General features: G+C 65.5%; 19 protein-coding genes. 13 read left to right on the forward strand and 6 right to left on the reverse strand.

Annotated features, from left to right (window positions below; translation table 11 throughout):
• Position 1: 1 nt before the first annotated feature.
• Positions 2–1,270: a polysaccharide deacetylase family protein gene (locus RX330_RS16985; RefSeq protein ID WP_317243726.1), complete on the reverse strand. Its 1,269-nt coding sequence runs from the start codon at positions 1,268–1,270 to the stop codon at positions 2–4.
• 157 nt (positions 1,271–1,427) lie between these two features.
• Complete coding sequence (locus RX330_RS16990) at positions 1,428–2,201, reverse strand: polysaccharide deacetylase family protein (RefSeq protein ID WP_249154120.1); 774 nt, start codon at positions 2,199–2,201, stop codon at positions 1,428–1,430.
• Positions 2,202–2,316: 115 nt separating this feature from the next.
• Here RX330_RS16990 and mgtE point away from each other — a divergent pair, with 115 nt between their 5' ends.
• From mgtE to RX330_RS17010, 4 genes are all read left to right on the forward strand, one after another.
• Positions 2,317–3,738 carry a magnesium transporter gene (mgtE, locus tag RX330_RS16995; RefSeq protein ID WP_212092896.1) on the forward strand — a complete coding sequence of 474 codons (1,422 nt, stop codon included), beginning with the start codon at positions 2,317–2,319 and terminating at the stop codon, positions 3,736–3,738.
• A 181-nt stretch (positions 3,739–3,919) separates the two neighbouring features.
• Positions 3,920–4,216 carry a helix-turn-helix domain-containing protein gene (locus RX330_RS17000; RefSeq protein ID WP_212092897.1) on the forward strand — a complete coding sequence of 99 codons (297 nt, stop codon included), beginning with the start codon at positions 3,920–3,922 and terminating at the stop codon, positions 4,214–4,216.
• Between the two features lie 204 nt (positions 4,217–4,420).
• Positions 4,421–5,239, forward strand: coding sequence for an aldo/keto reductase (locus tag RX330_RS17005; protein WP_212092898.1), 819 nt, complete (start codon positions 4,421–4,423; stop codon positions 5,237–5,239).
• A gap of 49 nt (positions 5,240–5,288) precedes the next feature.
• Complete coding sequence (locus RX330_RS17010) at positions 5,289–6,194, forward strand: hypothetical protein (RefSeq protein WP_317243727.1); 906 nt, start codon at positions 5,289–5,291, stop codon at positions 6,192–6,194.
• A 1,090-nt stretch (positions 6,195–7,284) separates the two neighbouring features.
• On the opposite strand, the gene RX330_RS17015 is transcribed toward RX330_RS17010, so the two are convergent.
• Positions 7,285–7,998, reverse strand: coding sequence for a DUF599 domain-containing protein (locus RX330_RS17015; RefSeq protein ID WP_317243728.1), 714 nt, complete (start codon positions 7,996–7,998; stop codon positions 7,285–7,287).
• 123 nt (positions 7,999–8,121) lie between these two features.
• Between RX330_RS17015 and RX330_RS17020 the strand changes: the two genes are divergently transcribed.
• The 4 genes from RX330_RS17020 to RX330_RS17035 all read left to right on the forward strand — a co-directional run bounded on the left by RX330_RS17020 (position 8,122) and on the right by RX330_RS17035 (position 10,911).
• Entirely contained in the window at positions 8,122–8,784 is a 663-nt protein-coding gene (locus tag RX330_RS17020; RefSeq protein ID WP_317243729.1) for a glutathione S-transferase family protein, read from the forward strand.
• 303 nt (positions 8,785–9,087) lie between these two features.
• Positions 9,088–9,279 carry a hypothetical protein gene (locus tag RX330_RS17025; RefSeq protein ID WP_026202495.1) on the forward strand — a complete coding sequence of 64 codons (192 nt, stop codon included), beginning with the start codon at positions 9,088–9,090 and terminating at the stop codon, positions 9,277–9,279.
• 156 nt (positions 9,280–9,435) lie between these two features.
• Positions 9,436–10,428, forward strand: coding sequence for a hypothetical protein (locus tag RX330_RS17030; RefSeq protein ID WP_317243730.1), 993 nt, complete (start codon positions 9,436–9,438; stop codon positions 10,426–10,428).
• Between the two features lie 42 nt (positions 10,429–10,470).
• Complete coding sequence (locus RX330_RS17035) at positions 10,471–10,911, forward strand: DUF1489 family protein (RefSeq protein WP_212089486.1); 441 nt, start codon at positions 10,471–10,473, stop codon at positions 10,909–10,911.
• On the opposite strand, the gene panC is transcribed toward RX330_RS17035, so the two are convergent.
• Positions 10,908–11,759 carry a pantoate--beta-alanine ligase gene (gene panC, locus RX330_RS17040; protein WP_317243731.1) on the reverse strand — a complete coding sequence of 284 codons (852 nt, stop codon included), beginning with the start codon at positions 11,757–11,759 and terminating at the stop codon, positions 10,908–10,910. The genes RX330_RS17035 and panC overlap by 4 nt on opposite strands.
• A gap of 283 nt (positions 11,760–12,042) precedes the next feature.
• Here panC and RX330_RS17045 point away from each other — a divergent pair, with 283 nt between their 5' ends.
• The 4 genes from RX330_RS17045 to RX330_RS17060 all read left to right on the forward strand — a co-directional run bounded on the left by RX330_RS17045 (position 12,043) and on the right by RX330_RS17060 (position 15,869).
• On the forward strand, positions 12,043–12,966 hold the full coding sequence (locus RX330_RS17045; RefSeq protein ID WP_212089490.1) for a division plane positioning ATPase MipZ: 924 nt from the start codon (positions 12,043–12,045) through the stop codon (positions 12,964–12,966).
• Between the two features lie 344 nt (positions 12,967–13,310).
• Positions 13,311–14,171, forward strand: a complete 861-nt coding sequence (locus tag RX330_RS17050; protein WP_317243732.1) for an alpha/beta fold hydrolase — start codon at positions 13,311–13,313, stop codon at positions 14,169–14,171.
• Positions 14,172–14,321: 150 nt separating this feature from the next.
• Positions 14,322–15,071, forward strand: a complete 750-nt coding sequence (locus RX330_RS17055) for a VWA domain-containing protein (protein WP_212089494.1) — start codon at positions 14,322–14,324, stop codon at positions 15,069–15,071.
• A gap of 72 nt (positions 15,072–15,143) precedes the next feature.
• Complete coding sequence (locus RX330_RS17060; protein ID WP_212089496.1) at positions 15,144–15,869, forward strand: DnaJ domain-containing protein; 726 nt, start codon at positions 15,144–15,146, stop codon at positions 15,867–15,869.
• Positions 15,870–16,108: 239 nt separating this feature from the next.
• Here RX330_RS17060 and RX330_RS17065 read toward each other — a convergent pair whose 3' ends face one another.
• Positions 16,109–17,932 (reverse strand): D-alanyl-D-alanine carboxypeptidase, encoded by a 1,824-nt coding sequence (locus tag RX330_RS17065; protein ID WP_317243733.1) that lies wholly within the window; start codon positions 17,930–17,932, stop codon positions 16,109–16,111.
• Positions 17,933–18,320: 388 nt separating this feature from the next.
• Here RX330_RS17065 and RX330_RS17070 point away from each other — a divergent pair, with 388 nt between their 5' ends.
• A complete protein-coding gene (locus tag RX330_RS17070; RefSeq protein ID WP_028143975.1) occupies positions 18,321–18,659 on the forward strand; it encodes a phasin family protein in 339 nt (112 codons plus the stop codon).
• 79 nt (positions 18,660–18,738) lie between these two features.
• On the opposite strand, the gene RX330_RS17075 is transcribed toward RX330_RS17070, so the two are convergent.
• On the reverse strand, positions 18,739–20,085 hold the full coding sequence (locus tag RX330_RS17075) for a TadE/TadG family type IV pilus assembly protein (RefSeq protein WP_317243734.1): 1,347 nt from the start codon (positions 20,083–20,085) through the stop codon (positions 18,739–18,741).
• Positions 20,086–20,088: the final 3 nt, after the last annotated feature.

Consider the following 20,088-nt stretch of genomic DNA (forward strand, 5'->3'; position numbering starts at 1 on the left):
TTCACGCGCGCTTCTTCGCGCTGGTGGCGAGGCGGGTCGGGCGGGGGGCAGCCGTCTTGATCTGTGGGGCCTGCTTCGGTGCGGCCTCCGCGGCATGTGCCGTTCGCCGTCCCTGCGGCTTGGCCTTCTTCTTGGCGGAATGAGGCCCCTCGGCCGCCATTGCCAGCCGCGTCGCAGCACGCCGCGACAATGTCGTCGACAGCAGCACCTCGACCGAGCCCTCGGGAATGGCAAACAGATCGCGACCGGGCACGGGCAGGGTGGCCGCCACATTCGCCTGCGCCATGGTCCGGCGCGGCAGCAGCGGCTGATGCCCGGTCTGCGCGTTGAGATCGGCAAGAGCGGGCGCCGGCAGCGTCCGGGTCTGCGCGAACACGAAGTTCGGCACGCGCGGCCAGCGCGCGATCGGCACAGTCTCCGTCGGCGGATGCAGCAGCCACTCCACCGGAGTAGTCGGCGTCGCCGGCCGGTCGGCGGTCGCCGGCACCACATGCACGATGCGATAGCCGCGCGCCTTGAGGTCGCGGATGATCTTCGGCAGCGCCGCCACGGTGCGGGCCTGGATGTCGTGCAGCAGTAAAATGCCCTTGCCCTTGGCCTCCAGCCGCTGGATCGCGAGCTGATAGACGCGGTCGGACGACACATGGCGCCAGTCGTCGGCCGGGAAGTCGGCGCTCCACACCTGGATGCCGCGCGAGATCAGATGTTGCTCGACGCCTTCGGCGCGCATCAGGCCGGGAATGCGGAAGAACGGCGCCAGCTTGGACGGATCGGTCATCGCGGCCTTGGTCCATTCGATGCCGCCGTTGATCTCGGCCTCGAATTTCTCGACCGGCATCCGGTCGAATGTCAGCGGATGGTCCATGCTGTGCGTGCCGACGGTGTGCCCGGCCGCGACCAGCTTGCGCACGCCTTCCGGATTGGCCTTGGCCTGGTTGCCGACGATGAAGAAGGTGGCCTTGATGCACTCGTCCGCGAGGATCTGGAGCACCTGGTTGGAATATTTCGGTATCGGGCCGTCATCGAAGGTCAGGACCACTTCATGGTCCTTCAGCGGCAACGTCTCGCGGTACTGCATGGTGCCGATCAGCGGATGCTCGCGCGGATCGACCACGAGGGTGCGGGACGTCCCGAGCGCGTCGGGGCGGCCCGGGCAATCGGCCGCAAGCGCCGCCGGCGAAGCGGTGGTCAGCAATCCCAACAACAGGCCAAGGGATAGGCTAAGGGCGGTCCACGATCGCGTCCGCGAAACAACGCTACTTCCGATCATGAACCTTCGTCTGCCCCCATGCGATTGCCGCCCTAATAGGTCGGAGATGCCCCAAAACGGTTCAGCCGTAGCCGCCGTTAACTTGCACGCGGTAGCATGAACAGAGTGTTAATTGGCCCCGGATCACCCCATTTTGCGCCGGCGTGACATTCCGGCATCAATGCGCGTCGGCATTCTTCTGCACTGGGCCCGCTGGCACGATGTGAACCACCCGATACCCGTTCTCCCTCAGATACCGCAGAAACGCCGGCATCATTGCAGCCGTGCGCGCCTTGTTGTCGTGGAAGAGGATGATGCCTTTGCCACTCGCGGCGAGGCGCTCGGTGACGAGCTTCAATTGCTGCTCCGGCGTTATCTCCTCCCAGTCGCTGGCCCATAGATCGGCCCCGAACACGACGACGCCGCGAGTCTCGAGCAGGTCGAGCAGCGCCGGCGTCGATTCGAAATAGGGGAAGCGGAAGAACGGCGTCGAGGGCGTCGTCGTCGAGGTGCCGTGCAGCGCCATTTCGTCTGCGGCAATGCCCCGGTCAATGTCGGCCGTGGCCTTCTCGAACGGAATACGCCCCATGAACGGATGCGAGAAGGAGTGATGGCCGACGGTGTGGCCCTCGCGGGCGATGCGCTTGACCATGTCGGGATGCTCGGAGGCGTGCTGGCCGATCAGGAAGAAGGTCGCGCGCACGCATTCCTGCGCCAGCGCCGCCAGCACCTTCGACGTCGTCGGCGGGTACGGCCCGTCGTCGAAGGTCAGCACGACCTCGCGATCGGCCAGTGCAAGCGTCTGCGGAAAGCTCTTCAAGCCCACGCGCGGCGTGGTCCTGGCATCGACGCTCAGCACGCGTGCGGTGCCGAGTGCGTCCTTGCGCGGGCACTCGGCGGCCTGGATCGAGGCGATGCCGGCGAGAGTGCCGAGGGCCGCGCCCAGCGTCATCGAAGTCCACCTCAGTCGCAGCATCTTTGTCATTGCGCTCGCGATTGCCTTGTGGGTATTGCCTGACCGTCAGCTCAGACCATCTGATCCAACCTGTCAAACGGCGAGGCGCGCCATGGATGAACATATGGACGTTGCCCGATCCGCCGCGGATTCGGTACTCGACCACGTGCCGATGCGCAATGAAGACGGCGATATCAGGCACGAATTCGTAGAGGAAATCGCGCGTGCCATCGAGGCCGGCGACAGCGCGTCGCTGCGCGCCTGTGTCGCCGAGCTGCACGAGGCCGATCTCGGCGATCTGATCGGCGCTCTGGAACCCGACGACCGCGTCCGCCTGGTCGAGCTGACCGGGGCCGACTTCGACTTCTCCGCGCTGAACGAGGTCGACGAGGCCGTCCGCGAGGAGATCCTGGAGGAATTGCCGCCGGAGACGGTCGCCGAGGGTGTCCGTGAGCTCGAATCCGACGACGCGGTCGAGCTGCTGGAGGCCCTCGACCAGGCCGAGCAGGAGGAGATCCTCGAAAAGCTGCCGCTCAAGGAGCGCGTCGCGCTCGAACGCAGCCTGCTCTACCCCGAGAATTCGGCGGGACGCCGGATGCAGACCGAGTTCATCGCGGTGCCCCAGGATTTCACCGTGGGCCAGGCGATCGACTACATGCGCGAGACGCCCGATCTGCCCGACCGCTTCTACGAGATCTACGTCGTCGACAAGGACCAGCACTGGCAGGGCGCCGTTCCCCTCGACGTGCTCCTGCGCACGCGCCGCCCGGTCGCGCTGACCGAGCTGACCGACGAGGACCGCCGCCGCGTCTCCGTCCTGGAGGACCAGGAGGAGGTCGCGCGCATGTTCGGCAAGTACAATCTCGTCGCAGCGCCGGTGCTCGACACCCAGGACCGCCTGGTCGGCGTCATCACCGTCGACGACGTCGTCGACGTCATCGAGGAGGAGGCGGACGAGGACCTCAAGGCCCTCGGCGGCGTCACCAGCGACGAAGAGCTGTCGGACACCTTCCTGACCATCGCGCGCGGCCGCTTCAACTGGCTGCTGGTCAATCTCGCCACCGCCTTCCTGGCATCCGCCGTGCTCGGCCTGTTCGAGGGCCAGCTCGAAAAGATGGTGGCGCTCGCCGTGCTGGCGCCGATCGTCGCGAGCCAGGGCGGCAATGCCGCGACCCAGACCATGACGGTGGCGGTGCGGGCGCTGGCGACGCGCGACCTCGGCGCCTCCAACGCCTGGCGTGTGGTGATGCGCGAGGCGCTGGTGGGTCTGATCAACGGGCTCGCCTTTGCCGTGATCACGGGGATTGCGGCGGTGGCCTGGTTCAAGATTCCCGGCCTCGGCATCGTCATCGGGCTTGCGATGGTCTGCAACCTCGTCGCCGGTGCGCTCGGCGGCATCCTGATCCCGATGGCGCTCGACCGCGTCAGGGCCGATCCGGCGGTAGCCTCCGGTACTTTCGTCACCACCGTGACCGACGTCGTCGGCTTCTTCTCCTTCCTCGGGATCGCGACGTTGTGGTTCGGGCTGAGGTAGGTCTCGCCCCGGCGTCATTCCGGGGCGTGCCACTTGGCGCGAGCCCGGAATCCATTTTTCGGCCTCGCGTGCTGCACGATGGATTCCGGGCTCGCGCTTCGCGCGCCCCGGAATGGCGAAAGCATCTTTAATCCGAACTTAAGCGGCCTGCCGCATCATCGCCCCGCTTGGGGGATTGGACATGCGGTTGCGGCTGAAGGCGGACGGACGGGTCGTCGAGTTGCGGGACGGACAGGAGTTTCCGGTCCAGCCTGCGGCCAATGCCGCGCCGGCCGACACCGGCCCGCTCGCGGTGCGCGATCTGCGCCGCCGCGCCTGCCTGACCCAGATGGAGTTCGCCGCCAAGCTCGGCGTTCCCGTCGAGACCATCCGCAACTGGGAGCAGGGCAAGCGTGCTCCGCGGGGACCGGCCCGTGCGCTGCTCGCGGTCATCGCGCACGCCCCGGACACGGTATTCCAGGCGCTCGCCAAAGCCTGACGCGAAAGCCTGGCGCCAAAGCCTGAGGCCAAAGCCTGGCGCCAAGGGTCTGTGAAGTCACGGGCCAAGCCTGACGCAACCTCCCGTTAGCATTGCGCCAAATATCCCCCGGGACTGCCGCGGCGTCCGTTGGCAGCGTCACGGGCGGGGTCCATAATGAGGCCCGATAACGTCGGGGGCTGTCGCAACGGAAGAGGACTCCTCATGCTGTTCGTCGAGGCCAATGGCGCAAGAATCCCGGCGATCGGGCTCGGGACCTGGGAGCTGAGCGGAAGGTCTGCCGCGCGCGTGGTCGAGCAGGCGCTGCGGTTCGGCTATCGCCACATCGACACCGCGCAGGTCTACGACAATGAACGCGAGGTCGGCGACGGCATGCGCGCCTCCGGCGTGCGCCGCGACGACATCTTCCTCACCACGAAGGTCTGGACCAACCATTTCGCGCCGAACGATCTCGAGCGCTCGGTCAAGGAGAGCCTGGCGCGCTTGCGGCTTCCCTCCGTCGATCTGTTGCTGCTGCACTGGCCCAATCCGCACGTGCCGCTGGCGGAGACGCTCGGCGCACTCTCGCATGCCAAGCGCATGGGCCTGACCCGCCACATCGGCGTTTCCAATTTCACGGTGGCGCTGATCGAGCAGGCGGTGGCGCTGTCGGGCGAGCCGCTCGTCTGCAATCAGGTCGAATACCATCCTTATCTCGACCAGGCGAAGGTGAAGGCGGCCTGCGATCAGCATGGCCTCGCACTCGTCGCCTACAGCCCGATCGCCAAGGGGCGCATCAAGACCGACCAGACGCTAGCCGAGATCGGGCGCACTCACCGCAAGACGCCGGCGCAGGTCTGCCTGCGCTGGCTGGTGCAACAGAATGTCGCTGCGATCCCGCGCACCTCGCGCATCGAGCGCCTGTCCGAAAACATCGAGATCTTCGATTTCGAGCTGTCGGAGGAACAGATGAGCCGGATCGCGGCACTCGCCAACTCCAAGGGCCGCCTGACCGACTTCGGCTTCGCCCCGAAATGGGATTGAGGGGAGACCGCGGTATGCTAACAGCAGGGCGGCAATCCAAGATCGGGCAATGGAACTGCGGACAATCATACGGACGGACGTCGCGGCATCGGCGATCGCCCATCTGACGCTGGTGGGGCTGATCATCCTGATCAGCGAGGTCCATCCGTTCCACGCCGCGCCGCCTGAGACTGTTGCGGTCGACATCGTCACGCCGGAGCAGGTGAAGCAGGAGGAAGAGAAGGCCGAGGAGAAAGCCCAGGAGGAGGCGAAGCAGAAGCCGCCGGAGCCGAAACCCGATCTGAAATTGCCGAAGCTGGATTTCACCGACAACGACAAGGCGGAAGCAGCGCCGAATCCTGCGGCCAAGCAGCAGGCGGCCGCGCCGTCGCCGACACCACGGGCCTCGCCCGAGCCGGCGCAGAAACAGACGCAACCGTTGGAGGCGCCGAAGCAGCGCGAGGCCAACGTGCAACCGCAGCCTCAGCCATCGCCGCCGCAAACCGTGCCCGAGCCGCAGGCCGCGCCGCAGCCGGCCTATCAGGCTCCGCAGCCTGACGTCACCATCAAGTACGGCGTCATGCTCGGCCTGCCGCCTGAATTGCCGGCGGCACTGTCGAAAGACACTCCCAAGGACGATGGCGGCGACGGCAAGGATTCGATTGCAGCCAAGCTGCCGGCCGAAATCATTGCCGCGCTCCGCAGCCACTTGCGGCGGTGTGCGAAATTGCCGGCCGGCCTCAGCCCGACCGACAGCGTCCACATCAAGCTCCGCACGGTGTTCGCCACCGACGGCACGTTGGCGCGCGAGCCGATCCTGCTCCAAGCCCCGCCATCCACAAAAGGGGTGGCCCTCGTGAAGTCCGCAATCAGCGCAGTTCAGGACTGCCAGCCCTATAAGATGCTGCCCGCCAATCTGTACGAGGAATGGAAGGTGCTGGACCTGCCGTTCAGCCCGCGGGATTTCGGCGGGTAGTTTTCGAGCCCTTGTAGCCCGGGTGAGCGCAGCGATGCCGGGACAGTAGGGCGGGCAAAGCGACTTGTCCGCCGTAGCTCGCAGAGCGAAGGCGGAAGCATGCCCACGTCTTTGAAATCGTGAAAGATGGTGGGCACGGCGCTTTGCGCCTCTGCCTATCTTGGGGCACCGTGCCTGTGTCGGCCTCTGTCAATCCAGTGCCGCGAAAATATTCCACTTTACCGAAATTCGGTTTCGGCGTATGTGTCGTGCATCCCGGCTCACTCAAGAGGGGCGATCATGAGGTCGTCATTTTCGCGAGCCGGGTCTGCGGTGGACGCGGCAGCGTCGGCATGAGAGGTGCGGGCAGGGCGGGTAGTCCCCGTGAGCCCGTAACCGCGTGCGGACGACGGCGCTGCCAGGCTTCGTCTCGCCTGTAAGTTCTCAGCTCCGTCGACAGGGCTGGGAATACTGCGGCGACATGGCGGGCCGTGCGTACGGCAAAACCGTGTGGTCCTGGCCGTCGTTGCCACGGTCAAGCCTTCGCGGAGGTGCGAGCGAGCCCAACCGGGCAGACTGCATCATCCAATTCGCGGGGCGAGGGAGGCCAGAGGAAAGTTCGGCTCCCGGGAGAGCACGGCATAAGCCGTCCGACCATCGCGCAGGGAAGGCCGAGTGATCGGCACCACCTGTATGCTGCTGTGCGGTTCTTCCTGCGTGCGCATGTCGCGCAGCGGACCGCGGGTGCCTGTCGGCACCCGGCCTTCCCTGCGCCCTCTTGGTTTTGAGGGTGGAGTGATCAAGCAAAGCTCGGGCGAATTCAGCCGCGAGGCCGACGAGTCATGTCTGTCACCACACACTCACTGTCATCGCCCGGCTTGACCGGGCGAGCCAGTATTCCAGAGACGCTCGCGGTTGAACCGAGAAGCCGCGGCGTACTGGATTCCCCGCCTTCGCGGGGAATGACAGCGTTCCTTGGAGAACGGGCTGCCGCCTCACACTCAGCCTCTCGCAATGACGTCGTTGGGAGAGCATGCGCCACTTCGCTCTCGTGCCCCGGACGCAGCGCGGCGCCGCTTTGGCGGTGCGGCTTGTCCGGGACACCGGCGCTTCAATGACCGCGCCTCATCCCCTCATCCGCGACCACCTCCGGCGCCATCGCCGCCCATGCGCTCGAGGCGAACTGGCGTCGCCACGTCACGACCACCACGGCCGCCGTGGTGACGAACAGCAGCCAGGGGCTGACGAACCAGCCGAGATAGCCGAGTGCGAAGAAGAAGGCGCGCTGGCCGCGGTTGAAGTGGCGGCCGGCGGATTCGAACAGGCGCGAGGTGCGGATCACATGGGCTTCGGCCTCAAGTGTGTCGCGCTGGTCCGCCGGCGGCATGCCGCCGAACAGGATCGCGACGTAATTGAACAGGCGATAGGCCCAGGCGAACTTGAAGAAGGCGTAGACGCAGATCAGCACGAGGCCGACGCATTTCAGCTCCCACATGGCCGGCGAGGTGCTGAGGTCGATCGGCAGCTTGCTCAGAATCGTGATGGCGTCGTTGGTGGCGTGCAGCAGCGCCAGCGCGCCGCCGAGCGCGAACAGGCTGGTGGAGGCGAAGAAGGCGGTGCCGTTCTGAAGCGAGGTCATGATCTGCATGTCGACCATGCGGGTGTCGCGGTCGAGCAGGCGGCGCACCCAGACCTCGCGATAGCGGTTCATGCGCGCCGATAGACTGTCGCGGCCATAGGCCGAATGCTCGAGCGTCAGCGCATAGACCAGCCATTCGATGATGAAGAAGCCGACGGCGGCGATGTCGACCCAATGCCTGCTCATGTCTGTCTCCTGGCGAGGACCGCAACGATTGCCACGCATGGCAGTATGCGGCAACGATTGATTGGCGGCAGGCGATGGCGTTAAAAGCGGCTCCTCTAAGACGTCTCGGGAAGGACTGACGACATGGCTGCGTTGAAACTCGCGATCGGCAACAAGAACTACTCGTCATGGTCGATGCGGCCCTGGCTCGCGCTGCGCGCCAACGACATCCCGTTCGTGGAGACGCTCATCCCGCTCTACACCGATAATCCCGCGGACAAGGAGCAGATCCTGTCCTTCAGCCGCGCCGGCAAGGTGCCGGTCCTGGTCGATGGCGACGTCACGGTGTGGGATTCGCTCGCCATCATCGAATACGTCGCCGAGCGCTATCCGGAAGTGAAGCTGTGGCCGGACGACGTCGCCGCGCGCGCGCATGCCCGATCGGTGTGCGCCGAGATGCACTCCGGATTCGTGGCTCTGCGCAACGAATGCGGCATGAACCTGCACCGGCCAGTGCGGGCCGTGACGCTGTCCGCGGACGCCAAGGCCAACGTCGCGCGGATCGAGGAGATCTGGCGCGAGTGCCGCACGCGCCATGGCGCGGCGGGTCCGTTCCTGTTTGGGCGCTTCGGTGCGGCGGACGCGATGTACGCGCCGGTCGTGCACCGCCTGCGCACCTACGCGATCGACGTCGCGCCGGACACCAGGGCCTACATGGAGACGATGATGGCGCTGCCGGCGTTCCAGGAATGGACCCGCGAGGGGCAGGCCGAAACGCTGGTCATTGCAAAATTCGAGGATGCCTGATCGTCAGGTCTGACGGAGGCCGCCGCCCGGCGGCCTCACAGTCCAGAAGTGACCGGAGCCGCGGATCAAGTGGGGCTGCGACCGACCTGCGACACACCGCTCTGAACGCGCGGCGCCGGCGGTATCATCGGCCCGCCGGTTCCATCGCTATCATTCTGAAAAGACTGCGAGATTTGCGTGTTTGCCATGCGGGCATGGCGCTGGCCAAAACCGCCGGCCGCATGCTATACAGCGCGTGGGTTTCCGGCCGGCCGTCGCAGTGGGACCATGGGCGAGGCAGGCGTTGTTTGAGTGGAGAGGGTGTTGAAGCACAAATTCCCGATTGGAACGCGCGTATTGTTCACGGCCAGCAACGTCGCGCGCCCCGCTGCCAGCGGTTCGTATGAGGTCATCCGTCTGCTGCCGACCGACGGCGACGACTGCCAGTACCGGATCAAGAGCTCGACCGAAGCCTTCGAACGCGTCGCGAAGGAAAGCCAGCTCGCGCTCTCCTAGAGATCGACGTCATCAGCGCATTCGCGCCTCCTGCGGAATTGTGTCCTGCCGCCGTTAAAAGGCCCGCTTCACCTTCAAAAGGTGAGCCGGGGCAGTTACCGGCTCGCGGTGCTCGCTTGACCATTCGCTCTCTGCTCGCGTGAGGGGACGTCGCGCATGAACTGGGCATGGGCCACTTCGCTCGACCAAATCTGGCGCTCGCCGGCCTTTCCGATGTGGATGACGCTGGCCGCTGCCGGATTCTTCGGCTTGATCCTGCTGATCACGCTGCTGCGCGCCGATAGGTCGGTCGCCAACGGCGCGCTGACCGTGATCACGCTGCTGTCCATCGCGATCGCCGGAGCTGCCACCGTGCGCATCTATGGCCCGGCGGGGCACGACTCCCCGACCGAGGCGCGCGCGCAAGGTGCTGTCGTCGCGAGCCTGCCGGCGCTGTCCTGCCTCGACGACCTCGCCGGCGATGCCGTCGCCGTTGGCTGCGAGAGAGCGCTGTTCGGCTCGCCGGACGCTGCGGCTGCGGCCGTGTCCTACACCGCGGCCCGGATCGACCGGCTGACCGCACTCGGTGATTCCGCGACCGCCGAGAAGAGCCTGACGGCGGACATGAAGGCCGTGCGCAAGGCGCTGGAGCGCGACCGCTACGGCCTCGTGGCGCAGGTGCTGGTCGCGCGCGACGGCTGCACGCAGTTCGACTGCGCCGCGTTCCGCGCGCTGACCGACCAGCAGCAGGTCGCCGCCAACATGGAGTCCCACCTCTACGACACGCTGGTCGCGCGCCACGCGCCGACCTGGAACGCGCCAGCAGCGGTGCCGCCGATGCCGGCCAATGCGGCACTCGCTGGGCTGCCGCCCTCGATGCCGACGGGCAAGCCGACCAATGCGGAGTTCCCGAGCGCCTTGTCGACGCCGCCTGTGAGCATCATGAATCCGGAGCCCACTGCGACGACGCGGCAGGCTGCGCCCGCCGCAAACGCAGCGCCGGCGCCGCGCGCGCCAGCGGCTGCCTCCGCACAAGCACCGGCGCCCGCGGCACCACCGGCCGCGAAGAAACCGCCGGCCCCCAAGGCCGCGCGCGCCCCCGCAGCGCCGGTTCCGCTCGCGCCGCCGCCGGCCACGGCGGCCGCTCCCGCGGCTGCGGATAACGAGTAGATCGGCATTCCAAATGCGGTGCTGCCCGGCTAATGCTTGGGCATGCCGCTACATCTGATCAAGCTCGCCGTCGGCTGCGACTCCGTCAAGGAATTGAAGGAGTGGATCGCCGAACGGATGCAGACCGCGAAGAAGAAGGGTCTGCCGCAACATCACATCCACATCACCCGCATGGTGCCCAAGCGCGACGCCGAGATCCTCGCGGGCGGGTCGCTCTATTGGGTGATCAAGGGCGAGATTGCCGCGCGCGAAAAGATCATCGGTATCGAGCCGTTCCGGGACAAGGACGGCATCGGGCGTTGCCGCATCGTGATGCAGCCGAAGGTGATCTCGGTGTCGCCGCGGCCGATGCGCCCGTTCCAGGGCTGGCGCTACCTCACCGACGATTCCGTGCCGTCCGATCTCGGCAAATCCGCCGCCGGCTCGATCGCGGCGATGCCGGAGCCGATGCGGCGCGAATTGCGCGATCTCGGGCTGCTCTAAACTCCGATATTGTCGATCAGCCGGGTGTTGCCGAGCTTGGCCGCGACCAGGATCCGCAAGGGGCCGTCCTCGCGCGAGGCGGCTGGCGCCAGCGTCTCGGCATGGCGGATCTCGTAATAGTCGAGCGCAAAGCCCGCCGCCGTGATCATCTCGGCGCCGCCGGCCATCGCAGGCGCCACGGCATCGCCGGCCTTGATCCGCTGCGCGCTCGCTTTCATGGCACGGTAGAGGACGGTGGCGGTCTGCCGCTCCTCGGGCGACAGATAGACGTTGCGCGAGGACATCGCGAGCCCGTCGCGCTCGCGCACCGTGCGGGAGCCGATCACCTTGACGCCGAGGTCGAGGTCGCGCGCCATCTGCGTCACCACCCGCAACTGCTGAAAGTCCTTTTCGCCGAAGATCGCGAAGTCCGGCCGGACTTGCGTAAACAGCTTGCCGACGACGGTGGCGACGCCGCCGAAGAAGTGCGGGCGGAAACGGTCCTCGAGGCCGGCGAGCGCCGGTCCCTCCGGCACGATTCGGGTGGCGAAGCCGCCGGGATACATGGCCTTGACGTCCGGATGCCAGACGACGTCGACGTCCTCGGCCGCGAGCTTGGCGATGTCGGCCTTCCAGGTGCGCGGATAGGCGCCGAAATCCTCGGTCGGGGCGAACTGGGTCGGGTTGACGAAGATCGAGACCACGACGCGGCTGGCGCGCCGCTTGGCGAGGCGGACGAGGGACACATGCCCGTCATGAAGGGCCCCCATGGTCGGGACCAGTGCGATCGTGGCCTTTCGCTTGCGAAGATTGTCGACGGCGCGGCGCAAGGTCGGGACCGTGCGGACGATCAGGGGGCTTGATGACATCGGGACTCGGTAGGTTGGGAAGCGGCGCGGCACGATGCGGCGCCCGGGGCGGCTAACCTTAACAAGCAGGGATCGTGGACGCCATGCACCCGGATGCGGCACAGCATTCTCCGCAAGCTGGCGCACGACATCGCAACATTGTGGGCTGTATCACAGACGAAGATTGGCGCCGCTATTCATGATGGACAACGGCGCAGTACGATTTGCATAACCCGTCACGCATTTCACTTGACCGTGGACGCGGTCAACTCGAAGATATTCACCAGGGGTGTTGAGGATCGCCATGCTTGTGCAGGCTAGCCAAGGCCAATCCGGCTCGGCGCATGTGGTCGTGCTCGGCAACGAGAAGGGCGGCTCCGGCAAGTCGACCACCGCCCTGCACATCGCGGTCGCGCTCCTGAAGGCCGGCCAGCGCGTCGCCACCATCGACCTCGACTGCCGTCAGCAGAGCTTTACCCACTACATCGGCAACCGTTCTGCCTGGGCGCGCCGCACCAAGCTCGACCTCGAATTGCCGGTACATCGCTGCATCAAGCTCGGCGAGACCATGCAGATCGCCGAGAACGAGAATTCCGAGTTCCAGCAGTTCATGGAGGCGGTCTCGGCAGTCGAGAGCAGCTTCGACTTCATCGTCATCGACACGCCCGGCACAGACAGTTACCTCATGCGGCTCGCGCACTCGATGGCGGACACGCTGGTCACGCCGATCAACGACAGCTTCCTCGATTTCGACGTGCTCGGCACCGTCGATCCCGCGAGCTACGCGGTGACGGGCGAGAGCCACTACGCCGAGATGGTGCGCGACGTCAGGCGCAAGCGCCGTCAGCTCGACGGTTCGACCACCGACTGGATCGTCGTGCGCAACCGCCTGTCGATGCTCGGCTCCCGCAACAAGCAGCTCGTCGCGGAGGGGTTGAAGGATCTGTCGCTGCGGCTCGGCTTCCGCTACGTCGACGGCTTCGCCGAACGCGTGGTCTACCGCGAATTTTTCCCGCGCGGCCTCACCGCCCTCGACGAGATCGACGAGGCCACGCTGGGCATGCGGCCCAATCTCGGCCATCTCACCGCACGCGAAGAGGTGACGAGCCTGCTTCGCCAGCTCAAGCTGCCGCTCGACGAGCGCGGCCGCCGCCGCGCCGCCAACCGGGCCGAGTGGTTCAACCAGATCGACAAGCCGCTCGAAGTCCACGACATTCTGGGCGCCTGAGGCGGTATAAAGCTACTTTCGACTGGTTTTCAGTGCTGGGTTCATGCTGGAACCGTGAGAGCGTTCGGCCGTTTTTATCCTGCGTTTACCGCGAAATTGAACCCGATCGAGACGGATTGCGTCCGATAATGAGCTGCACCTGACGTAGCCACAGAACAACAACGAGGTGCCCAGAAAAGGTGTGCGGCGCACAATGAAAGGGCGGCCGGTTCACAATATTTGGCCTTCCTGTCACGCGCCTGTGACATATATTAGCGAATAGGCGACCAGAGGACGCAGAGCCTCGGAAGAACACGATTTTCAACAGGGATTCAGGCCGCAAGAGCCTGAGGCTGAGGACGAAAATGAAGCGTGGAATTGCCGTTCTGGTTTCGGTCAGTGCTCTCTGCGGCATCGCCTATTTCACGGCGAGCAAGTGGGCGATCAAGCACGAGACCATCACTTTCTACGACGCTTCGCGCGACAACCGTCCTGTCCCCGTCCAGATCGCGGTGCGACGCGACAAGGAAATGCAGGCCAATGCCGGCATGGTTACGCTGCCGGTCGCCGTGATCAATCACGGCAACACTGTCAAGAACACAGAATACGGCTTCCTCGCCAACATCTTCGCTGCGCGCGGCTACATGGTCGTGAGCCCGCAGCACGATCTGCCGACCGATCCTCCGATGGTCACCAAGCCTGGTGAGCTCTATGTCGGCCGGCTGCCGCAGATCCTGCGCGGTGTCGCCAACATCCATCTCGCCATGCAGGAGATGAAGAAGGTTCAGCCCAACGCCGACTACGCCAAGGTGACGATGGTCGGCCACTCCATGGGCGGCGACATCACGATGTATTTCGCCAAGCAGTATCCGGATGAGGTCAAGAAGGTCGTCACGCTCGACAATCTGCGCGTGCCCTTCGTCACCGCGGGCAAGTTCAAGATCCTGTCGTTCCGCTCGCAGGATCCGCAGTTCAAGGCTGATGCGGGCGTGCTCCCGACCGACGAGGAATGCGAGAAGGCCGGTATCCAGGTCGTGAAGACCGAGTTTCAGCACAACGACATGCGTGACACCGGTCCGGACGTCGCCAAGAACTCGATCCAGAGCATGCTCGACAAGTTCCTGAGCTCGACCGATAGCGAGATCGCACCGGTCGATACGCAAACGTCGCCGCCGAATATTCTCGAGCCCGGCCCGGTTGCGCTGATGGCGCCTGCCAAGGGCTGATGCTTGAGGAGCGGGCGGCGTAAGAGCTGCCGTCTCCCTGATCGCCGGTCACGATTGTCAAAGCCTCCGCCGGTCGCCGCCCGCGGGGGCTTTGCACATTGACCGGGCTGCCTGCGCTGACCACATTAGCCGCTCACGCAGGGCCGAGGGATGTCGGGCGAACCCATCAAGCCGAGCCGCGGCGATGCCGTCTCGGCACACGCAGGCGGCGCGGTGCCGCAGGCCGGAACGTCGACCGCGGAGGACATTGCCGCTTTCGTCGCCAAGGCGCGGGCGCTGTCCCCCCATGCGCCGGGCGCGAAGGGGCGGCTGATCTTCGCATTGGATGCGACGTTGAGCCGGCAGCCCACCTGGGACATGGCCTGCGCGCTTCAGGCCGACATGTTTCGCGAGACCGCGGCACTGGGCAGTCTCGATATCCGGCTCGTCTACTATCGAGGCTTGAACGAGTGCCGCGCAACGGGCTGGATCTCCGACAGCACGAGGCTGGCGGCGTTGATGAGCAAGATCGACTGCCGCGGCGGCGACACCCAGATTGGCAAGGTGCTGAGCGAGGTGCGGCGCGAAGCGATCGCATCGGGCGTGCGCGCCGTCGTCTTCGTCGGCGATGCCATGGAGGAGAACGTCGACGAGCTCTGCGCCAAGGCCGGCGAGCTCGGCATGCTGAATGTCCCAGTGTTCGTGTTTCAGGAAGGACATGACGCGGTCGCCGAGCAGGCCTTCCGCGAGATCGCGCGCCTGACCGGCGGCGCCTGGTGCCGGTTTGATCCGGGCGCGGCGGCGCAGTTGCGCGAGCTGCTGCGGGCGGCCGCGGCCTATGCCGCCGGCGGACGCGCGGCATTGTTGAAATTGGCGCAGACCGCGAGCGGAGCGGCCAGGCTGATCGGCCAAATGAAGTAGCACTCAGGCCGTCGCGGCTCGCAGCGGGGCCTTTGCCATGCATTTTGACGCGAGGGTGACTATATTCCGGTCATGACCCTGATCGCCGGCGCTGTCGCCGTTATCACGCTTTACCTGCTGCTCCAGATGTTCCGCGCCGCCAACCCGGCGGCGTTGGCGCGCGCCATCAGGTTCGGTGGCGGCGTGGTGGCGCTGGCGGTCGCAGCATTCACGGGCTTGCGGGGCGAGCTGGCTGTGGCGATCCCGCTGGGGATTTTCGGCGCCGGGCTGCTGGGTTGGAAGCCGCTGGCAAACGCCGGCTTCGGCAATGTCGGCGGGCTGTTCGGCGGCGGTGCTGCACCCGCGTCAGGCCAGGCCTCACGCGTGCGCTCGCAATTCCTGGACATGCGGCTCGACCACGACACCGGCCAGCTTGGCGGGCAGATCGTCGCCGGGCCTCACGCCGGGCGCGATCTCGGCGAGTTCGATCTCGCTGGCCTGCTGGCAATGGTCCCGACATTCGACGCCGAGAGCGTGGCCCTACTTGAAAGCTATCTGGACCGCCGGTTTCCCGCTTGGCGTCAGAACGCGCAGGGCGATGCGGCAGGGGGGCAGCGCCGCACGGCGGCGAGCGGCAAAATGACGGCGGAGGAGGCCTATCAGATCCTTGGCCTGCAGCCGGGGGCGGGGCGCGACGACATCAGCCGGGCGCACAAGTCCCTGATGAAGAAACTCCATCCCGACCAGGGGGGCTCGAACTATCTCGCTGCCCGTGTAAACGAGGCCAAGGATACTCTGCTTCGTACGCATAACGGCTAACTCCGGCACCACGCTACAAACGCCCGTACCGCGTGAACTCCGCTTGCTCCGTTTGCCGTCGCCCCGATGCCCGCCATTGTCGGCGTGGTCGATCCCTTGAGGAAAGTTTTAACCGTAATTTATTGACGAGAGGTTGTCGCGGAACAGCCTTGTCATGAACAGCGCCCGTGTGACCGCGCCCCCAAAACGAAAAATGCCCGCGATAAGCGCGGGCATTTCGTCTCGAACGGGGAAGGAGATCAGTTGCGGACGGTGATGCAGGAGATCTCGGCGCGCTTCAGGGTGCGACAGACGGCTTCGGCCTGGTCGCGCTCGAGGCCGGCGAAGCGGGCGCGGTAGAGCTTGCGATTGTCTTTGGCGACGACAGGCTCGGTGAACGGATCGGCCTTGCTGAGCAGACCGCGGGCCGAGCTGCGCGCGGCATCGATGCGCTGCTGGGCTTCGTTCTCGCTTTCGAGCGCGCCGACCTGGACGATCCAGCCGCTGTGGGTGACGACCGGCTTGGTGGTGGCGCTCATCTGGACCGGCGTCGGATCGGCGGAGGCGAGCTTCGGACCGGCCGGGGCGGGCGCGGCGGCCGTTGCGGCCGGCAGCACCCCGAGGATACCGTTGCCGGAGCCGAAGCCGGCCGGCTGCCTTGGCAATTCGGTGCGGGCGATCTCGGCCTTCGGGGCTTCCGGCTGGCCGACGATCTCGGGCTTGTTGATGAGATCGGCCCGGGCGACGACGGCGCCGGAGGTTTCCGCGACGTCGGAACGGGACGGAATGGCGTTGGTGACCGGCGGGGCGACGTGGGTGGGGGTGGCGGAGGCGACCTTCACGGCGCCGGCCTTGACCTGAACCGTCTTCACCCGAACCGGCTTCATCGGCTCGGACGAGCCGGGGATGATGGCGAGCGGCTGGCTCGAGATCACGCCATTGGTGAGCGGCGCGGGCTCGATCCTGGACTCCGTCGGCCGAACCTCGGGTTTGGACTGGGCCGGCGGCACCGCGGCGGTCGCGGCTGCCAAAGTCGACAGACGCGCCGCGAGACGCGATTGGACGGTCTCGGGAGCAGGAGCGGCCGGAACCTGCGCCGCTGGCCGTGCCGGAGCATCCGATGCGTCGGCGAGCGCGGCATTGGCGTCAGTGCCGTTACGTTCGGTGACCGCGACAACGGTGTGGGTGGTCGCGCCCTTTTCGAGATTTTCGGCGAGCAGGTTGCGCATGATGGCATCGCGCGAGCCGCCGCTGCGGCCGCCGAGCACTACGCCGATCAAATGGCGGTTGCCGCGGCGCATCGAGCTGACGAGGTTGAAGCCGGAGGCGCGGGTGTAGCCGGTCTTGATGCCGTCCACGCCCTCGACGCTGCCGAGCAGGTGATTGTGATTGCGGATCGACTGTCCACGCCAGTTGAACGTCGAGGTTGCGAAATAGCGATAGTAGCGCGGGAAGCGCTCCTGGATGGCGCGGCCGAGCGTGGCCTGGTCGCGCGCGGTCGTGACCTGCTCGTCGTTGGGAAGGCCGTTGGCGTTGCGGTAGACGGTCTTGGACATGCCGAGCGCGCGGGCCTTGCGCGTCATCATCTGGGCGAAGTCGTCCTCGTCGCCGGCGATTGCTTCGGCGATCACCACCGCGGCGTCGTTGGCGGAACGGGTGACGAGGCCCTTGATGGCATCCTCGACACGGATGGTCTGGCCGGCACGCAGGTTCAGCTTGGTCGGATCCTGATCGGCGGCATGCTTGGACACCGGCATCTCGGTGTCGAGTTTCATCTTGCCGGATTCGAGGCGCTCGAACAGCAGATAGAGCGTCATGATCTTGGTCAGCGAGGCGGGGTGGCGGATCGCGTCGGGGCTCGTTGCCTGCAGCACCGCGCCGGAATTGCCGTCGACGATGATCGACGCGAATTTCGAACTCGAGGTGTCCGACACATCGCGCTGCACCTTGTGGTGCGCGTAGTGGCGGCGATGGCGCCGCGCCTCCGCGGCGTCGGTGGTGAAGATGACTGCGGCGGTGACCGTAAGAAGCCCAAAAACGCCAACCCGCGCCAAGCGCGAGGAAGACAAGTTTTTACGAAGCATGGAACCCCGTCCCCGTTTCTGACTAGATCACCGGCTCGTGAGGCGAAATTGTGCCCAATGGACCCGGGATCATTACCTGCTCAGGCTGTCCCTCCGCTGGTGTTCGCCGCGGAGGACGTTTAGCCTGAGCCGCTATTCTGGCTAAGGTGATGTTCTCAAACGGCTTTTGACCGTCTGCGGAAGTTGAACACGTCCAGGGAATCAGGGTAGGGGGCCGGGGTTTCCAAAAGCTTAAGGAACTATTGCGGGAAACCCCGGGAATCTCGGCGATTTGCGTCAATTTTTGTGCGTCGCACAATATTGTTGACTTTTTTGTGCGTTGCACTAATTGTGGGCAGAGTCAGGGAGCCGGGGCTTCCCGACAAGAGCCAGGGAAAAGGATTCCGAAATGTTCAAGGTTGAAGACTTTCAGAACTACGGGAAAGAGCACTTCGAGCAGTACGTCGCCTCCGCGACCTCGGTGCAGCACGGCCTCCAGGCGATCGCCAGCGCCTATGGCGACTATACGAAGAAGTCGTTCGAAGACACCAAGTCCTTCGTCGAGAAGCTTTCCGGCGTGAAGTCGCTGGACAAGGCCATGGAAGCGCAGACCGACTTCGCCCGTTCCTCCTACGAGACCTTCGTTGCGGAATCGCAGAAGATCGCCGGCCTCTACAGCGACCTCGCCAAGCAGGCGTTCAAGCCGGTCGAGACCATCGTGTCGAAGTTCACCCCGGCCGCCCAGTAACGTTTTCAGGACATCCTGGAATCGAAAAGCTCGGCTGAACCAGCCGGGCTTTTTGTTTGCGCGCGGTCAACCGGTCTGGTCAGCGTGCCACGCGGAGCTTCGACAGCGAGGTGCCGATGTCCTTGAACACCGAGACGGTCTGGCTGGCCGAGGTGACCAGATAGAACTTGTCGGTGCCGCTGGCGCAGTATTGCAGCACGCTCGAGGTCGGGTCGCTGCCGGTGTTCACCTGCACCGCGTAGATCGTGATGTTCTCGGCCTTGGCGTTGTCGCAAAGCTTCTTCTGTCGCGCGTCGATCTGGGAAGCATTGCTGTACCAGCGGTTCTGCGTGTTCAGTCCGTCGGACAGGAGCACGATCGCGTCCTTGTAGGTGTAGTTCGGATCCTTGGCCGGCGCATTCATGGGATTGCCGGTCGACAACGTCATCCAGCCCCAGGCGAGGCCGATGCCCTGGTTGGTGTTGCCGGTCGGCTTCATGGCATCGATGCGGCTCTTGAGCGAGCTCCAATCGTAGCTGAGCGGCATGACCGGTTGCAGATAGGACGAGCTGCCGGAGTTGCAGTAGGAATACTGCTCGGCAGGGAAGAGCGTCCCCGTATTGCCGCTCGTCGGCGTGGTGTTCTTGGTGTCGTAGTCCTGGTCGCGATCGGTCACGCAACCGTTCCAGGTGTTGCGGCTGGCCGGCGTCCAATTCCATTTGTTGCAGTTCCAGTTGTTGCCTGCGCTGCAAGTCCAGCTGCCATTGGCCGCATCCCAATCGCTGAAATCGATCCAGCCCTTGTCGTAGTTGCTGGCGCCGACATTGACGTCCTTGGCGAACGGAACGATCGAGACGTAGACGTCGCCATCGGCCTTCGCGAGCTTGCTGAGCTGATCGACCAGGTTCTTGGCGGCCGTCTGCATCGCCGGCATCTTGCCGTCCTGGGCCATGGAGCCGGTGTTGTCGAGCACCAGGGCGACGCGCATGCGGACGTTGCCCCAGGCGCTGGTGGACGTGGTGCCGATGCCGAGCGTCGGAAAGCCGGCGATCTTCATGAAGGTCGTCGTGTAGGTGCCGGTGCCGGTGAGCTGGATCGTGGAGCCCATGCTGGTGCTTGCCGTGTAGGTGGCCGCGACGCTCACCGACGGCAGGGTAGCGGTGCCGGTAAACAGCGCGTTGAAATAGGCTTGTGCCTTCGTATCGATCTGCGACGTGGTGATGGTGCCGGACGACAGATCCTTGGAGAGCATCAGAGTGGCGGAGTCGAGGGCCGCCTGCATGGACGTGCGGGCCTGGGCGGCGCGGCTGTAGTCCACCGCCGCACCGACCATGCTCAGGACCGGGACCAGCGCGATGGCGAAGATCATCGCGACATTACCTTGCTCGGCCGCCGCGAAGCGGGCGAGCCGTCGGCCGATCCGGCTGACAAGCGGCGAGTGAAACATGAC

The sequence above is a fragment of the Bradyrhizobium sp. NDS-1 genome, assembly GCF_032918005.1.
Taxonomy (GTDB): domain Bacteria; phylum Pseudomonadota; class Alphaproteobacteria; order Rhizobiales; family Xanthobacteraceae; genus Bradyrhizobium; species Bradyrhizobium tunisiense.

Coding starts and splice junctions, on each gene's coding strand:
- RX330_RS16985 (WP_317243726.1), bottom strand. CDS start 1,270: ATGATCGGAAGTAGCGTTGTTTCGCGGACGCGATCGTGGACCGCCCTT.
- RX330_RS16990 (WP_249154120.1), bottom strand. CDS start 2,201: ATGACGCTGGGCGCGGCCCTCGGCACTCTCGCCGGCATCGCCTCGATC.
- mgtE (WP_212092896.1), top strand. CDS start 2,317: ATGGATGAACATATGGACGTTGCCCGATCCGCCGCGGATTCGGTACTC.
- RX330_RS17000 (WP_212092897.1), top strand. CDS start 3,920: ATGCGGTTGCGGCTGAAGGCGGACGGACGGGTCGTCGAGTTGCGGGAC.
- RX330_RS17005 (WP_212092898.1), top strand. CDS start 4,421: ATGCTGTTCGTCGAGGCCAATGGCGCAAGAATCCCGGCGATCGGGCTC.
- RX330_RS17010 (WP_317243727.1), top strand. CDS start 5,289: ATGGAACTGCGGACAATCATACGGACGGACGTCGCGGCATCGGCGATC.
- RX330_RS17015 (WP_317243728.1), bottom strand. CDS start 7,998: ATGAGCAGGCATTGGGTCGACATCGCCGCCGTCGGCTTCTTCATCATC.
- RX330_RS17020 (WP_317243729.1), top strand. CDS start 8,122: ATGGCTGCGTTGAAACTCGCGATCGGCAACAAGAACTACTCGTCATGG.
- RX330_RS17030 (WP_317243730.1), top strand. CDS start 9,436: ATGAACTGGGCATGGGCCACTTCGCTCGACCAAATCTGGCGCTCGCCG.
- RX330_RS17035 (WP_212089486.1), top strand. CDS start 10,471: ATGCCGCTACATCTGATCAAGCTCGCCGTCGGCTGCGACTCCGTCAAG.
- panC (WP_317243731.1), bottom strand. CDS start 11,759: ATGTCATCAAGCCCCCTGATCGTCCGCACGGTCCCGACCTTGCGCCGC.
- RX330_RS17045 (WP_212089490.1), top strand. CDS start 12,043: ATGCTTGTGCAGGCTAGCCAAGGCCAATCCGGCTCGGCGCATGTGGTC.
- RX330_RS17050 (WP_317243732.1), top strand. CDS start 13,311: ATGAAGCGTGGAATTGCCGTTCTGGTTTCGGTCAGTGCTCTCTGCGGC.
- RX330_RS17055 (WP_212089494.1), top strand. CDS start 14,322: ATGTCGGGCGAACCCATCAAGCCGAGCCGCGGCGATGCCGTCTCGGCA.
- RX330_RS17060 (WP_212089496.1), top strand. CDS start 15,144: ATGACCCTGATCGCCGGCGCTGTCGCCGTTATCACGCTTTACCTGCTG.
- RX330_RS17065 (WP_317243733.1), bottom strand. CDS start 17,932: ATGCTTCGTAAAAACTTGTCTTCCTCGCGCTTGGCGCGGGTTGGCGTT.
- RX330_RS17070 (WP_028143975.1), top strand. CDS start 18,321: ATGTTCAAGGTTGAAGACTTTCAGAACTACGGGAAAGAGCACTTCGAG.
- RX330_RS17075 (WP_317243734.1), bottom strand. CDS start 20,085: ATGTTTCACTCGCCGCTTGTCAGCCGGATCGGCCGACGGCTCGCCCGC.